The following is a 14,302-nucleotide window of genomic DNA, read 5'->3' as shown; positions in this document are numbered from 1 at the left end:
TGGCACTGCTGGCCAGGAAGTAGCAGCGCCCCGCTGCCGTCGTCGAGCCGTTCCACCCATTGCTCACTTCTCCGATGACGTTCCGTTCCGGACGCGAGGACCTTGCCGGCCGGCCTTCGACCTGATCGGGTAGGCGGGGCTCACACCTTCGGGGGCAGGTCGGCGAGCCAGTGTCTCGCTTCGCGGGCCGTGCGCAAGCGGATCGCCGTCACCTCCGGGTGGCGGGCGATGCGGTCGGCGGTCTGCGTCCTGCGGCGCTGGTGGTGCGCCCAGGCCCACCGGATCGGGTGGTCGGGTTCGAGCCAGGCGCTCCAGTCCTCCCGGTTGCCGTTCCACAGTTCGCGCCGGGTGATCGCGCGGCCGAGTGAGCGGCGTACGACCCGCCACATCACGGTGCGGCGCGGCAGGTCCAGCCAGATGGCCGTGTCGGCGCGCTGCCAGAGGAGGTCGCCCAGGAAGCGGTGGTACTGGTCCTCGGTCACCCACCGCTCGCCCCGGCTGAACTCGTCCACCTCGGCCTCGAACTCCGGCCGCTTGACCCAGCCGGGACCGTGATGCAAGGCGTCGAGCTCATGGCGGGGCAGGCCGAGCCGGTCGGCCAGCTTTCTGGCGAGCGTCGTCTTACCCGACCCGGAGATGCCGCAGACGATGATCCTGTTCACGGTGCCAGTTTGACGGCTCGCCCAAATGGGTGCTGGATGGGACGACCATGAACCCGCCCACCGAACCGGACGGCCGCCTGACGGCGTTCGGCAACCAGTTGATCGAGGTGCACCTCTGGCTCCGCGAGGAGCTGGCCCGGCTGCGTGAGGACGTGCAGGCCCGTCCCAACGCGCAGGCCGGTCCCGAGCGGGTGCGGGAGCTGCGGGCCCACTGCCTGACGTTCTGCTCGGCTGTGACCAAGCACCACAGCGGTGAGGACGAGGGGGCCTTCCCCGCTCTGGCGGAGCAGTTCCCGGAGCTGCGTCCCGTACTGGACGAGCTGGCCCGCGACCATCGGCAGGTGTCCGACATCATGCGCGCGTTGCAGGAGTTGCTTGGCGACCTGGATGCGGATCCCGAACGGGTGCGGACCGAGCTGGACGGTCTGGCCGCCCTGCTGGAGTCCCACTTCGTCTATGAGGAAAAGCGGCTCGTCTCGGCTCTCAACGCGCTGGACGCCCCGCGCTGGCGCGCGTCGGTGCCCGCATTCCTCAGCCGAACGCCATTGGCATAGTTTCGCGGCCCTGCGGCGTCCTTGCTTGGTGACACGGCGAGGAAGCAGGACGTGAGGCGGACTTCCATGAGTTCATCATCACCCGATCGGCCCCACTGTTCCGTACCGCGTACCTGTTAGCCGGGGAGCGGTACGCCGCCGAGGACCTGGTGCAGTCGGCCCTGGCCAAGACCGCTTCGCGGCTGCGCGGCCTACGGGACTCGGCGGCGCTTGAGGGCTATGTCCGGCGGAGCATGTACCACGAGCTCGGTGAACGTCCGTGCCGGTACTTGGCTGTGAACACCAAGTGCGTGCAGGGTGTGCACGTACACGTGGGGCCTCTGCGAATGTTGGGGTTCGCAGTGTGGTAACGGAGAGTAAACGATACGATCTTCCTTGTGAAGATCGTCGTGCAGGTGAAGTTGATGCCGCGGGCCGATCAGGCCGCCGCGCTGTCGGCGACGCTGCGGGCGGTCAACGACGCCGCGAACTGGGTGTCGGCCGTGGCGTTCGAGCATGGCGTGCCGCGTGAGTATGCGTTGCGTAAGCACACCTACGCCGAGTTGAAGGGGCGGGGGCTGGGGGCGCAGGCCGCTCAGCACACCATCAAGAAGGTCCGCGACGCCTACACCACGTTGCAGGCGAACATCCGTGCCGGCAACCTGGGCGAGAAGGGCTCCAAGCGCCGGACCAAGGCGGAGTCCAAGCCGGTCATCTTCCGCCCCGAGGCGGCGCACCCGTTTGACGACCGGTGTCTGAGCTGGCAGTACGACGCTCAGACGGTCAGTATCTGGACCACCGCTGGGCGTATCAGGAACGTCCATTTCGTCTGTTCCGCCGATGCGCTCAAGACGCTGCGTGAACACCGCAGGGGCGAGTCGATCTGGTCGAACGCGACGGTGTGTTCTACTTGATCGCCGTGTGCGAGGTGCCCGAAGCGCCGCTCAACGAGCAGCCCGGCGGCTGGCTCGGCGTGGACCTGGGCATTGTCAACATCGCCACCGTGGACGGCATGACCCCGTTCAATGGACGCGGCCTGAACCGGCACCGCAAGCGGCAGCTCGAACTTCGCCGCAAGCTCCAGGCCAAGGCCACCCAGTCCGCCAGACAACGGCTCAAGCATCGCCGTCGCAAAGAGTCGCGGCACGCCGCGAACGTCAACCACATCATCTCGAAGAAGATCGTGACCGAGGCTGCACGCACCTGTTCCGGTATCGCTCTGGAAGACCTGGGCGCAATCCGGGACAGGGTACGGCTCCGCAAGCCCCAACGGGTCACGTTCCATTCCTGGGCTTTCCACCAGCTCGGGACCTTTCTCGCTTACAAGGCGCGGCGGGCCGGTGTCCCGCTGGTGTACGTCGATCCGGCGTACACCAGTCAGGAGTGCGCTGAGTGCCACCACATCGACAAGAACAATCGGGTCAGCCAGGCTCTGTTCATCTGCCGGAACTGCGGGGTCGTTGCCCACGCCGACCGGAATGCCTCCCGCAACATCGCCGCACGCGGCGAGGCTGCGTGGATTGCGGGGCGTGAGTCACGCGTCCCAGCCACCCCGTAGGTGGTCTGGACGGAGGAGGCCACACCACAGCCAGTGGTGCCCTACCTCCAAACCCGGTCCTTAAGGCAGGGTCAAGTTGACGTGAACATCGAGGATGACATGGCGTGCGAGGAGGTGCCGCCGCCGACGGTTCCTGCCTGCTCGTCGGAGACCGCGCGGACTGGCGCCGGCTGCGGCGGCCGCGGTCACCGTGCTGGTGGCGGGTGCCACGCTGGTGATCCAGAACGGGTTCTCGCGTCAGCCTGAGCCCGTGACCAGTGCCCCCGAGCCGCCGGTGGCCGAGGTGTGGCCGCGCGCCGTGCGGGTGGTGCCCGAGAAGCTGCCGAACGGGCCGGCGTTCGAGCCGGAGCTGTATCTGCCGGACGGCAGCCTCCTGGCCAGGACGGGCGAGAGAGACATGCCCTTGTGGCGGTCCTACGCACCTGGTGCCTGTCCGGCCTGAACGTGCGCCACCGCGACGGCTCCCGCGTTCGCGCCCTGCCCAGCGGCATGGATTGGATCCTCAATCCCGCCCCTGCCCTCGACCGGCTCGTGGTCCTGAGACGGGCGATCGGCGACGACGAGGCGCGCCTGGTCCTCTATGATCTGCCGACCGGGCGGAAGGGCGACCACGGCATCCTTCTCAAGAGGCGCAACAACAATGCCGCCGCCTATATGAATGACACCCCCGCATCGACTTCGACACCCGGTATCTGCTCGCCTACCACCTCGATGGCAAGCAGGTGATCATCGACCTGACAGCCATCAAGTAGGCCGCTTCTATCTGAAGCGTTCGATCGTGACGGGAATCAGGCCCTCCCGCGGATCGCCTGCCGGTGGTGGTGAAGCAGCGCCCCGATGGCGGACTCCGGGCCGGTTCCCAGACGTACCGTCATGTCGAGGCACCAGGCGATCCCCGGCCCGATCCGCCGCAACTCCCAGGTGAAGGTGTGATCCGCAGCGGTCGCCGTCGCCGCGCCGATCACGCGAGCCAGGGGGTCGTCGATCGGCTCCAGCCTCAGGGCCGACCGCACGTTCGCCAGGCCGCCTCCGCCGAGCTCCCCGGCGAACAGGACGCGGTAGAAGCGCGATCCCGTCGCGCCCAGGTCCAGTGGGGCGGCGGCCGGCAACGGCTGGCGTTCGCGGAACAAGGTGCGAATCTCCGTCTCTGGCGGCGGCTCGCCCCCGCCGCACGCCTGGTAGGCGTCGCCCGCGTCGTGACGGCTCACCGCGATGACCCGCGAACGCAGCAGGGCGTCGGTACGGATGTCGCGGCTCGTCGCGGACGAATCACCCCAGGCACCGGTCGCCGACGACCATTCGACACTGTCGATACCGGCCGCGGTGTGGTCGTCGCAGAGCACGAACTCCTCGACCAGGATCCCCAGAGGCGGCGCCCCACGGTCTCTGTCGTCCGGCGTGGCGAAGATCAGGTAGTAGTCCAGCGAGGCGCCGGCCGCCTGCACACCATCCGACATCATGTGATCCTCCGAGCTGGGTGTTACCGGGTCTCTGAGACCTGTACGCGCCGGCCCAGGGGAGCCGTCACGACCGATCGCCTAGCCGACACGAGCCCGAGGGCCCCAGGTCCAGTTCTGGTTCGTGTTGCCCGGATCGCAGCGCGAGCCGAAGACCTGACCCTTGTCGTTGCTGTTCAGGCAGGTCGCCGGTGACAGGCCCTTCCACTTGATCAGCAACCGGTCGCCGAAGTTGGTCTTGATGGTGGTGAAGGTGAACCGCTGATGCTTGAGATCGGACCCGCAGCGGCGTACGAGCACGAGCGGGCCTTTGGGCGCACCGATGCACAGCTTGCCCCGAAAGTCGGCGCTGGCGAGTTGGGAGCGGGCCGTGCGATTCCATAAGTAGCCCTGGAGGCCGGGCTGGCATTCCCAGGTCCGCGCGATGTTGCCCATCCGCCGAGGTGAGCTGTCGCCGCCGATGGTGAGGCACATGAGGGTGGAGACGTTCTTGATCACGTACCCACTGTTCGCCAGCGCGGGCGCGGTCGGTGTCAGGGTGGCCAGGACGGTTGCCGCGAGGGCCACCTTTGCGATCTTTGCCCGTCTTGTCATGGGTCGGCATGCTATCCAGACCGCGAGCGGCGAACGATCTTCAGAGCCACCCCATGCGCTGCGCCGTGCGGATGGCTTCGAGCCGGTTCTGGGCGTTCAGCTTGGTCATCGCGCTGGACAGGTAGTTGCGCACGGTTCCCTCCGTGAGGTGGAGCTCGGCCGCGATCCGGGCGATCGTCGCGCCGTCGCCGGCCAGCCGTAGAGCGTCCCGTTCGCGGCCGGTCAAGGGGCTGTCTCCGGCGGCCATCGCCGCCGCGGCCAGTTCGGCGTCCAGGTAGCGGCCGCCCGACTGGACCTTGCGGATGGCCATGGCCAGTTCCTCGGCCGAGGCGTCCTTGCCGAGGAAGCCGCTCACTCCCGCCGCCATCGCCCGGCGCAGGTAGCCGGGCCGTCCCAGGCTGGTCAGGATGACGATCTTGCACAGGGAGCTGATCTGCTCCGCCGCGCTCAGCCCGTCCATGCCGGGCATCTCGATGTCGAGCACGGCCACGTCGGGGCGGTGTTCGACGACGGCGGCCAGCACCTCGTCGCCGCGGCCGACCTGGGCGATCACCTCGATGCCCGCCTCCAGGTCGAGCAGGGCCGCGATGGCGCCGCGGACCAGGTGCTCGTCATCGGCCAGCAGGACGCGGGTCGTCCCCGCAGGAGCAGGTACGTGCGTCGTCATGCCGGCACCGCCGCCCGCAGCAGGTACGCGCCGTCGCCCGTGCGGGCCGCGGACAGCGTGCCGCCCGCGGCGCTGACCCGCTGCGACAGGCCGCCGAGCCCGTCCGGCGCGTGATCGTTCACCGGCCCCTCGACCCCGTCGTTGGACATCTCCAGCACCCCATCCTCGATCGTGATCGTGCAATGCCCGGCCTTGCTGTGCTTGAGCACGTTGGTCGCGCCTTCGCGGACCACGGTGGCCAGCAGCGTGCGGGTCTCGGCGGTCAGCGCGGCGGTGTCCGCGCGGACAGCGCACCGTACGTCCGCCGCCTCCAGGACCGCCCGCACGCTGGCGAGGACCTCGTCGAGGTCCAGGGCCCGATAGCTCTGTACGGTGGAGCGCACCTCGCGCAGCGTCTGCCTGGCCAGGTCGCGTACCTCGAACATCGCGTCCGCGGCCGCCGGGGGATCCTCGCGCAGTGTCCGCGAGGCGGCCCCGGCCCCGGCCGAGATGTCGGCCAGGCTCTGGCCGAGCAGGTCGTTCAGGTCGCGGGCGAAGCGCAGCCGTTCCTCCGACACCGCGAGCATGGCCCTGGCCTCCTGGCCCTCGTGGGCGTCCTTGGCCACGCGCCACAGCCACAGGTTCGCCAGTATGCCGCCGGTCACGAGGCCGGTGAAGACGGTCTGGAGCAGGAAGATCTCGATCAGGAACCCGGTGGCCAGCGTGATGTACGCGTTGATGACGACGATCGACCCGATGGCCAGGAGGAGCGTGGTGCGCCTGCGGACGTACGGGGCGAGCATCCCCAGCCACACAGGGATGGCCCAGATCAGCAGCAAGACGGTCAGGAACAGCGTGATCACCCCGGCGACCGCCAGGATCCCGGTCGGCCGCCGCCCGCCCCTGACGGCGATCCTGAACGGGCGGGTGGCCAGCCCGAGCAGGACGAGGAGCAGGACGGCCGCCGCCATCGCGAACGCCCCGGGGAAGCCCTCCTGCCACCGGACAGCCAGCTCCAAGAGCCCGAGCAGGGCGAGCAGGTTGGCGATGTCGGTGCTGAAGACGATCAGCCAGCGCACCTTGTCGAGCCGGCTCGCCCGCCGCAGCCGACCGGGGCCGTGCGATAACCCGCGCAACCAGCCGGCGCCGCGCGATAGCCCGCGCAGCCGGTCGGCGCCGCGTGCAAGGCCGCGCACCTGGGCTGTCCTCATGCGGGCACCGCCGCCCGCAGCAGGAACTCGCCCGCCGGCGTGGGCGCCGCCGAGAACGAGCCGCCGGCGGCCGCCATGCGCTCGGCCAGCCCGCGCAGGCCACTCCCGGCCCCGTCCATCCCCCCGGTCGCGGGCACGCCGTCGTTGCGCATCTCCAGGACGCCACCGTCGATGACGATCGCGCAGCGCGTGGCCGTACTGTGCTTGAGCACGTTGGTGGCCCCCTCGCGCACCGCCCAGGCGAGCAGGGTACGGGCGGCGGGGGACAGGTCGTCCGCTCTGGCCTCGATGACGCACCGAGCGCCCGCCGCCTCCAGCGCCACGCGAACCCCGGCGAGCTCCGTGTCCAGGTCGAGCAGCCGGTAGCCGTCCACGGCCACCTGCACCTCGGCGAGCGACTCCGCGGCCAGGCGGCGTACCTCGGCCATCTCGGCCGCGGCCTTGCCCTCGTCGATAGTGGCCAGCTTGGCGGCCAGTTCGCTCTTCAGCGTGATGACGGACAAACTGTGGCCGAGCAGGTCGTGCAGGTCGCGGGCGAAGCGCAGCCGCTCATGCGACACGGCCAGTGTGGCCTTGGCCTCCCGGCCGTCGTACGCCTCCCTGATCGTCCACCAGAGCCAGCGCCAGAGCTTCATGGTGGCGGGCAGCAGCACGGCGGACAGCGTCATGGTGATCAGGACGACCGGCCACGGCTGGGCGGTGACCGCCGACAGGTGGACGGTGGTCAGCGCGACCAGCGCGGCGCCCACGCAGGCCGTCGCCCGGAGCGGGAGGTAGAGGGCGAGGAACGAGAGCCAGATGATCCCGGCCATGCCCCACGACCCGTCGGTGGTGGAGGGCGGTATGAGCGCCAGCGCGCCGGCCGCGAACAGCCCGCCCGCGGCCAGCTTCGCCACGGGACGCGGCCGGTCGTCGAAGGCGTCCCGCAGGACGAGGAGGCCGAACGCCAGCGAGGCCAGCAGGCAGGTCCCGGCGGCCACCGCGTGCGGTACGGAGATCCGCCGCTCGTTGACCGAGGCGATGATCTGCATCGACAGAAGGACGGCCATGAGGGCGACCGAGGCGTCCATCCAGTAGAGGAGGATCTTCTTCGCCGTCTCCGGACGGGTCGCCATCTCACCCCTCCATCGCCGATAAAGCCACGTCGCTCACGAAATCCTATGGCCGTCGTGGGGGCGGCGCGGTGTGGCCGGGGGGCATTCTCCAGGTGTTGTCCCATGTGTGGTGGTACGTGAGCAGATAATGGCCTTATGAAGTTGCGGATCTTCACCGAGCCCCAGCAGGGTGCCACCTACGATGACCTGCTCGCCGTCGCCCAGGCCACGGAACGGCTGGGCTTCGACGCGTTCTTCCGGTCCGACCATTACCTGCGCATCGGGGCGGGCGACCCGGGCCCCGGTTCGACCGACGCCTGGCTCACGCTGGCCGCGCTGGCCAGGGAGACCTCCCGGATCAGGCTGGGCACGCTGGTGAGCCCGGCCACGTTCCGGCTGCCGGGGCCGCTGGCCATCAGCGTCGCGCAGGTGGACCAGATGAGCGGCGGCCGGGTCGAGCTGGGCATCGGCACCGGCTGGCTCGACCAGGAGCACACCGCGTACGGCATCCCGTTCCCGCCGGTGAGCGAGCGGTTCGGCCGGTTCGAGGAGCAGCTGGAGATCATCCAGGGGCTCTGGACGGCGGAGAAGTCCTACTCGTTCGAGGGCAGCTACTACCGTCTCGTCGACTCGCCCGCACTGCCCAAGCCGGTCCAGCGCCCGCACCCGCCGATCATCATCGGCGGCACCGGCGCCAAGCGCACGCCCCGGCTGGTGGCCGCCTTCGCCGACGAGTACAACGTGCCGTTCAGGACCCTGTCCGAGACGGGCGCGGCCTATGACCGGGTGCGGGAGGCGACGGCGGAGACCGGCCGTACCGTGATCCTGTCGGCGGCGCAGACCGTCTGCGTCGGCCGTGACCAGGCCGAGCTCGAACGGCGCGCGGCCGCCATCGGCCAGGACCTGACCACGCTGCGGGAGGGCGGTCTCGCCGGAACTCCGGCGGAGGTGCTCGACAAGATCGGCCGGTTCGGCGAGCTCGGTGCCGAGCGCTTCTACCTCCAGGTCATGGACCTGTCCGACCTCGAACACCTGGAGCTGATCGCGGCCGAGGTGCTGCCGCACGTCTGACATATCCGTTGGCGCCCCTCAGCCGGACTGCGGCACACTTGCCCAGTGCTGCTGACCATTTCGACCACCGCCACACCTGCCACCGATCTGGGCTTTCTCCTGCACAAGCATCCAGATCGGGTGCAGGAGTTCGGTCAGTCGTTCGGTACGGCCACGGTCTTCTACCCGGAGTCGGGCGAGGGGCGCTGCACGGCCGCGCTGCTGCTCGACGTCGACCCGATCGCGCTGGTCCGGTCACGCGGCAAGAACTCGCCCGACTTCAGCCTGTCCCAGTACGTCAACGACCGGCCCTACGCCGCCTCCTCGCTGCTGGCCGTGGCCCTGGGCGACGTCTTCCGGACCGCGCGGGCCGGCCGGTGCAAGGCCCGGCCGGACCTGCCGGGCCGGCCGATGCCGCTGGTGATCGGGCTGCCGGCGCTGCCCTGCCGCGGCGGGCCCGAGCTGGCGGCCCGGCTGTTCGAGCCGCTCGGTTGGGCCGTCGAGGCGCTGGCCGTACCCCTGGACGAGGGGTTTCCCGAGTGGGGTGACTCGCGTTACGTCCGGCTGACGCTCACCGGGACCGTACGGCTGGCCGACGCGCTCAACCACCTGTACGTGCTGCTGCCCGTGCTCGACGACGGCAAGCACTACTGGATCGCGCCCGACGAGGTGGACAAACTGGTCAGAGCCGGTGAGGGCTGGCTGTACGGGCACCCGGAGCGCGGCCTGATCATGCGGCGCTACCTGGGCCGCCGCTGGGCGCTGGCCCGGACGGCGCTGGCCAGGCTGGCCGAGCTGGGCGACGAGACCGAGGAGCAGTTGGAGCCCGCGGTCGACGAGGACGCGGCGGCGGGGGAGACGGCGGCCGACGAGGCGGCCGCCGCCGAGGCCGAGGCCCAGGGCGACGTGCCGGAGGTCAAGCCGAAAGCGTTGAACGTCAGGCGGCGCGAGGCCGTACTGGAGACCCTGGAGGAGATCGGCGCGACGAGCGTGATCGACCTCGGCTGCGGGCAGGGCGAGCTGGTCGGCGCGATGCTGGCCAGGCCCAGGTTCGCCAGGGTCGCCGGGATGGACGTCTCGGCGATGGCGCTCACCATCGCCGCGCGCAAGCTCAGGCTGGACCGGATGCCCGACAGCAAGCGGGCCAGGCTGACGCTGTTCCAGGGCGCGCTGACCTACACCGACAAGCGGCTGTCCGGCTATGACGCGGCCGTGCTCATGGAGGTGATCGAGCATGTCGACCCGCCGCGGCTGGCGGCGCTCGAACGCGTCGTGTTCGGCCACGCCCGCCCGCAGCACGTGCTCGTGACCACCCCGAACATCGAGTACAACCCCCGCTACGAGTTCCTGACCGGGCTGCGCCATCGTGACCACCGCTTCGAGTGGACCCGCGCCGAGTTCGGCGCGTGGGCCTCGCGGGTGGCCGACAATTACGGCTACCAGGTCACCTTCAAGCCGGTCGGCGACGACGACCCCGAGGTCGGGCCGCCCACCCAGATGGGAGTGTTCACCCGATGATCAGCGTCCCCGAGCTGTCTCTCGTGGTGCTCGTCGGCGTGTCGGGCAGCGGGAAGTCGACGTTCGCCGCCAAGCACTTCATGCCGACCCAGGTGATCTCGTCCGACTTCTGCCGCGGTCTGGTCGCCGACGACGAGAACGACCAGTCGGCCACCCCCGCCGCCTTCGACCTGCTCCACCACATCGTCGGCGTACGCCTGGCCCGAGGGCTGTTCACCGTGGTCGACGCCACGAACGTGCAGTACGCCGCCCGCCGGAGCCTCATCGAGCTGGCCAAGAAGCACGACGTGCTGGCCGACGCGATCGTGCTCGACACCCCCGAGGAGGTGGCGATCGAGCGCAACGCCGGCCGCCCCAATCGCGACTTCGGGCCCGGTGTGGTCATCCGCCAGCGCAAGGACCTGCGCCGCTCGCTGGGCAAGATCTCCCGCGACGGCTTCAGGAAGGTGCACGTGCTGCGCGGCCTGGACGCCATCGAGAACGCCGAGCTCTCCTACGAGAAGGCGTGGACCGACAAGCGCGAGCTGACCGGCCCGTTCGACGTCATCGGCGACATCCACGGCTGCCGCTCCGAGCTGGAGACCCTGCTGGGCACCCTGGGCTGGGAGATCGAGCGCGCCGACGGCAAGGCGGTGACGGCCCAGCACCCCGCCGGTCGTACGGCGGTGTTCGTCGGCGACCTGGTCGACCGCGGCCCCGACTCGCCCGGCGTGCTCCGCCTGGTCATGGGCATGGTCGCGGCCGGCACCGCGATCTGCGTCTCGGGTAACCACGAGGCGAAGCTGGTGCGCGCGCTGAACGGCCGCAAGGTCACGGTCGCCCACGGCCTCAAGGAGTCGCTCGACCAGTTCGCCGCCGAGCCGCCCGAGTTCGTCGAGGGGGCCCGGACGTTCATGGAGGGCCTGATCAGCCACTACCGGCTCGACGGCGGCCGGCTCGTCGTCGCGCACGCCGGGCTCAAGGAGGCCTACCACGGCCGCGCGTCGGGCCGGGTCCGCGCCTTCGCCCTGTACGGCGACACGACCGGCGAGACCGACGAGTACGGCCTGCCGGTCCGCTACCCGTGGGCCGAGGAGTACCGCGGCCGGGCCATGGTCGTCTACGGCCACACGCCCACGATCAAGCCCGAGTGGATCAACAACACGATCTGCCTCGACACCGGCTGCGTGTTCGGCGGCACGATGACCGCCCTGCGCTACCCGGAACGCGAGCTGGTCTCCGTCCCCGCCGAGCAGATCTGGTACGCGTCGGTCAAGCCGCTCGGCGGCGAGTTCGCTCGCGACCCGGGCATGCTCGACATCGGCGACGTCCAGGGCACCAGGCACGTCGAGACCCGGTTCGGCACCCGGGTCAAGGTGATGGAGGAGAACGCGGCCGCGGCTCTGGAGATCATGAGCCGGTTCGCGGTGGACCCGCGCTGGCTGGTCTACCTCCCGCCGACCATGGCCCCGCCGGAGACGTCCGAGCTCGACGGCTACCTGGAGCACCCGCACGAGGCGTTCGAGGAGTTCGCCGCCGCCGGGGTGAGTGAGGTCGTGTGCGAGGAGAAGCACATGGGGTCGCGGGCCGTCGCCGTGCTCGCCAGGACCCCCGAGGTGGCCGCGGCGCGCTTCGGCGTCACCGACGGCTCCGCGGGCGCGGTCTACACGCGTACCGGGCGCCCGTTCTTCGACGACATGGCGCCGCTGGTGGACCGGCTGCGGGAGGCGTGCGAGCCGCTCTGGGCCGAGCTCGGCTCCGACTGGGTGGCGCTCGACTGCGAGCTGCTGCCCTGGTCGGCCAAGGCGGGCGAGCTGATCAGGAGCCAGTACGCCTCTGTCGGCGCGGCGGCGCGGGCGGCGCTGCCTGAGGCGGTGTCGGCTCTGGAGGCGGCCGCCGGGCGCGGGCTGGATGTGGGCGGGGTGCTCGCCCGCACTCGACGCCGCACCGGCAACGCTGCCCTGTTCCGCGACGCCTATGCGCGTTACTGCTGGCCGGTTGACGGCCTGGACGGGGTACGCGTGGCGCCGTTCCAGATCCTGGCCTGCGAAGGCCGGGCCACGGCGCTGGAGCCGCACGCCTGGCACCTGGCGAAGCTCGCCCTGCTCGACTCGCCGCTGATCGCCCCCACCAGGCATGTCTTCGTCTCGCTCGACTCGCCGGAGTCGCGGGCCGGGGCGGTGGACTGGTGGTCCTCGCTGACGGCGGCCGGTGGCGAGGGCATGGTGGTCAAACCCGCCCAGTACGTGGCAGGCCGGGTCCAGCCTGGGGTCAAGGTACGCGGGCGCGAATACCTGCGGATCATCTACGGCCCCGACTACACCGAGTCGCTCGACCTGCTGCGCAGGCGCTTCCTCGGCAAGAAGCGGTCCATGGCGCTGCGCGAGTACGCGCTCGGCCTGGAGGCCCTGTCGCGCCTGGCCGACGGCGACGCGGGCTGGCGGGTGCACGAGCCGGTCTTCGCGGTGCTCGCCCTGGAGTCCGAGCCGGTGGACCCGCGCCTGTAGTTTTTGAGTAATCGTGGCTGTACGTGAAGTGACGGCGGGTAAATCCCCTTTCCGGGGAGGGAGTCCGCAATGGCTACTCAGCATGGCCACCAGGAGAACCTTGGTCACGTCGTTTTCATCACGGCGGCGGCGGCCATCGGCGGGTTCCTGTTCGGCTACGACAGCGCCGTGATCAACGGCGCTGTCGTCGGGATCCAGAAGTACTTCCGAGTCGGCCCGGTGGAGATCGGGGTCGTGGTGGCCATCGCGCTGCTCGGCTCCGCCGTCGGCGCCTGGATCGCGGGGCGGCTGGCCGACTGGTGGGGACGTACCAGGACGATGCAGGTGGCGGCCATCCTGTTCTCCGCCAGCTCGATCGGGCAGATGCTGCCGTTCGCCCTCTGGGACCTGGCCCTCTGGCGGGTGCTGGCGGGCATCGCGATCGGGATGGCCTCGGTGCTCGGCCCGGCCTACATCGCCGAGGTGTCGCCGCCCGCCTACCGGGGGCGGCTCGGCTCGTTCCAGCAGCTCGCGATCGTGCTGGGCATCGCGTTCTCGCAACTGGTCAACTACGCCTTCGTCCGGCTGGCCGGGGGCGACGTCAACAACCAGCTCTGGGGACTGCAGGCCTGGCAGTGGATGCTGGGCGCGTGCGTCGTGCCGGCCCTGCTCTATCTGCTGTTCGCCTCGACCATCCCCGAGTCGCCCCGATACCTGATCGCGGTCGGCCGGGTCAGGCAGGCCCGTACGGTGCTGGCCGAGGTCGAGGGTGAGCACGTGGACCTGGACGCCCGGGTGGCGGAGATCAAGCAGGTCCTCAGGAGCGAGCAACGGACCTCGATCAAGGAGCTGCGCGGGCCCGCCTTCGGGCTGCTGCCGATCGTCTGGATCGGCATCGCTCTGTCGGTCTTTCAGCAGTTCGTCGGCATCAACGTGATCTTCTACTACTCGTCGGTTCTCTGGCAGTCGGTGGGCATCACGCAGAGCAACTCGCTGCTGATCAGCTTCTCCAGCTCGGTCATCAACATCATCGGCACGTTCATCGCGATCTCGCTGGTCGACAAGATCGGGCGCAAGCCGCTGCTGCTCATCGGCTCGGCGGGCATGGCCATCTCGCTGGCCACGGCCGCCTGGGCGTTCTCCTACGCCCGCGGGCTCAGCCTGCCGCCCCCGCAGGGGCCCATCGCGCTGATCGCGGCCAACGTGTTCGTACTGTTCTTCGCCCTGTCGTGGGGTGTCGTGGTCTGGGTTCTGCTGGGGGAGATGTTCCCCAACCGGATCCGGGCCGCCGCCCTGGGGGTGGCCGCCTCGGCGCAGTGGATCGCGAACTGGGCGATCACGGTGTCGTTCCCGGCCCTGTCGAAGTGGAACCTGCCGCTGACGTACGCCGGGTACGCCTTCTTCGCCCTGCTGTCGTTCCTGTTCGTCGCCAAGTTCGTCAAGGAGACCAAGGGCCGCAAGCTTGAGGACATGGGTTAGCGTCCGATGAGTGATTGACGACGACCCCTGGCAAC

15 protein-coding genes are annotated in these 14,302 nt (G+C 69.9%); 9 read left to right on the top strand and 6 right to left on the bottom strand.

Annotation, left to right across the window (positions count from 1 at the left end):
* Positions 1 to 140 precede the first annotated feature (140 nt).
* Entirely contained in the window at positions 141 to 662 is a 522-nt protein-coding gene (locus AB0F17_RS58540) for a hypothetical protein (protein WP_358043624.1), read from the bottom strand.
* A gap of 47 nt (positions 663 to 709) precedes the next feature.
* On the opposite strand from AB0F17_RS58540, the gene AB0F17_RS58535 reads away from it, so the two are divergent.
* The 5 genes from AB0F17_RS58535 to AB0F17_RS58515 all read left to right on the top strand — a co-directional run bounded on the left by AB0F17_RS58535 (position 710) and on the right by AB0F17_RS58515 (position 3,479).
* Entirely contained in the window at positions 710 to 1,216 is a 507-nt protein-coding gene (locus AB0F17_RS58535; RefSeq protein WP_358043621.1) for a hemerythrin domain-containing protein, read from the top strand.
* Between the two features lie 377 nt (positions 1,217 to 1,593).
* Positions 1,594 to 2,109 carry a hypothetical protein gene (locus AB0F17_RS58530; RefSeq protein WP_358043618.1) on the top strand — a complete coding sequence of 172 codons (516 nt, stop codon included), beginning with the start codon at positions 1,594 to 1,596 and terminating at the stop codon, positions 2,107 to 2,109.
* Positions 2,097 to 2,753: a transposase gene (locus AB0F17_RS58525; RefSeq protein ID WP_358043615.1), complete on the top strand. Its 657-nt coding sequence runs from the start codon at positions 2,097 to 2,099 to the stop codon at positions 2,751 to 2,753. The genes AB0F17_RS58530 and AB0F17_RS58525 overlap by 13 nt, the downstream gene beginning before the upstream one ends.
* A 250-nt stretch (positions 2,754 to 3,003) precedes the next feature.
* Positions 3,004 to 3,195 (top strand): hypothetical protein, encoded by a 192-nt coding sequence (locus AB0F17_RS58520; protein WP_358043612.1) that lies wholly within the window; start codon positions 3,004 to 3,006, stop codon positions 3,193 to 3,195.
* 47 nt (positions 3,196 to 3,242) lie between these two features.
* The gene (locus AB0F17_RS58515) at positions 3,243 to 3,479 is read left to right on the top strand and encodes a hypothetical protein (RefSeq protein WP_358043609.1); all 237 of its coding nucleotides are present in this window, start codon (positions 3,243 to 3,245) and stop codon (positions 3,477 to 3,479) included.
* Between the two features lie 62 nt (positions 3,480 to 3,541).
* On the opposite strand, the gene AB0F17_RS58510 is transcribed toward AB0F17_RS58515, so the two are convergent.
* From AB0F17_RS58510 to AB0F17_RS58490, 5 genes are all read right to left on the bottom strand, one after another.
* Complete coding sequence (locus tag AB0F17_RS58510) at positions 3,542 to 4,210, bottom strand: hypothetical protein (RefSeq protein ID WP_358043606.1); 669 nt, start codon at positions 4,208 to 4,210, stop codon at positions 3,542 to 3,544.
* An 81-nt stretch (positions 4,211 to 4,291) separates the two neighbouring features.
* Positions 4,292 to 4,804, bottom strand: coding sequence for a ricin-type beta-trefoil lectin domain protein (locus AB0F17_RS58505; RefSeq protein WP_358043603.1), 513 nt, complete (start codon positions 4,802 to 4,804; stop codon positions 4,292 to 4,294).
* Between the two features lie 40 nt (positions 4,805 to 4,844).
* Complete coding sequence (locus AB0F17_RS58500; protein WP_358043600.1) at positions 4,845 to 5,471, bottom strand: response regulator transcription factor; 627 nt, start codon at positions 5,469 to 5,471, stop codon at positions 4,845 to 4,847.
* Positions 5,468 to 6,661 (bottom strand): histidine kinase, encoded by a 1,194-nt coding sequence (locus AB0F17_RS58495; protein WP_358043597.1) that lies wholly within the window; start codon positions 6,659 to 6,661, stop codon positions 5,468 to 5,470. Before AB0F17_RS58495 ends, AB0F17_RS58500 begins: the two co-directional genes overlap by 4 nt.
* Positions 6,658 to 7,776, bottom strand: a complete 1,119-nt coding sequence (locus tag AB0F17_RS58490) for a histidine kinase (RefSeq protein WP_358043594.1) — start codon at positions 7,774 to 7,776, stop codon at positions 6,658 to 6,660. The genes AB0F17_RS58495 and AB0F17_RS58490 overlap by 4 nt, the downstream gene beginning before the upstream one ends.
* Positions 7,777 to 7,911: 135 nt before the next feature.
* Here AB0F17_RS58490 and AB0F17_RS58485 point away from each other — a divergent pair, with 135 nt between their 5' ends.
* The 4 genes from AB0F17_RS58485 to AB0F17_RS58470 all read left to right on the top strand — a co-directional run bounded on the left by AB0F17_RS58485 (position 7,912) and on the right by AB0F17_RS58470 (position 14,267).
* Positions 7,912 to 8,826, top strand: a complete 915-nt coding sequence (locus AB0F17_RS58485; RefSeq protein WP_358043591.1) for an LLM class F420-dependent oxidoreductase — start codon at positions 7,912 to 7,914, stop codon at positions 8,824 to 8,826.
* A 45-nt stretch (positions 8,827 to 8,871) separates the two neighbouring features.
* A complete protein-coding gene (locus tag AB0F17_RS58480; protein WP_358043588.1) occupies positions 8,872 to 10,323 on the top strand; it encodes a 3' terminal RNA ribose 2'-O-methyltransferase Hen1 in 1,452 nt (483 codons plus the stop codon).
* A complete protein-coding gene (locus AB0F17_RS58475; protein ID WP_358043585.1) occupies positions 10,320 to 12,809 on the top strand; it encodes a polynucleotide kinase-phosphatase in 2,490 nt (829 codons plus the stop codon). The genes AB0F17_RS58480 and AB0F17_RS58475 overlap by 4 nt, the downstream gene beginning before the upstream one ends.
* 69 nt (positions 12,810 to 12,878) lie before the next feature.
* A complete protein-coding gene (locus AB0F17_RS58470) occupies positions 12,879 to 14,267 on the top strand; it encodes a sugar porter family MFS transporter (protein ID WP_358043582.1) in 1,389 nt (462 codons plus the stop codon).
* Positions 14,268 to 14,302: the final 35 nt, after the last annotated feature.

Source organism: Nonomuraea sp. NPDC026600 (assembly GCF_040638335.1).
In the GTDB taxonomy this organism is placed as follows: Bacteria; Actinomycetota; Actinomycetes; order Streptosporangiales; family Streptosporangiaceae; genus Nonomuraea.
This window is presented reverse-complemented; position numbering and strand designations above follow the sequence as displayed.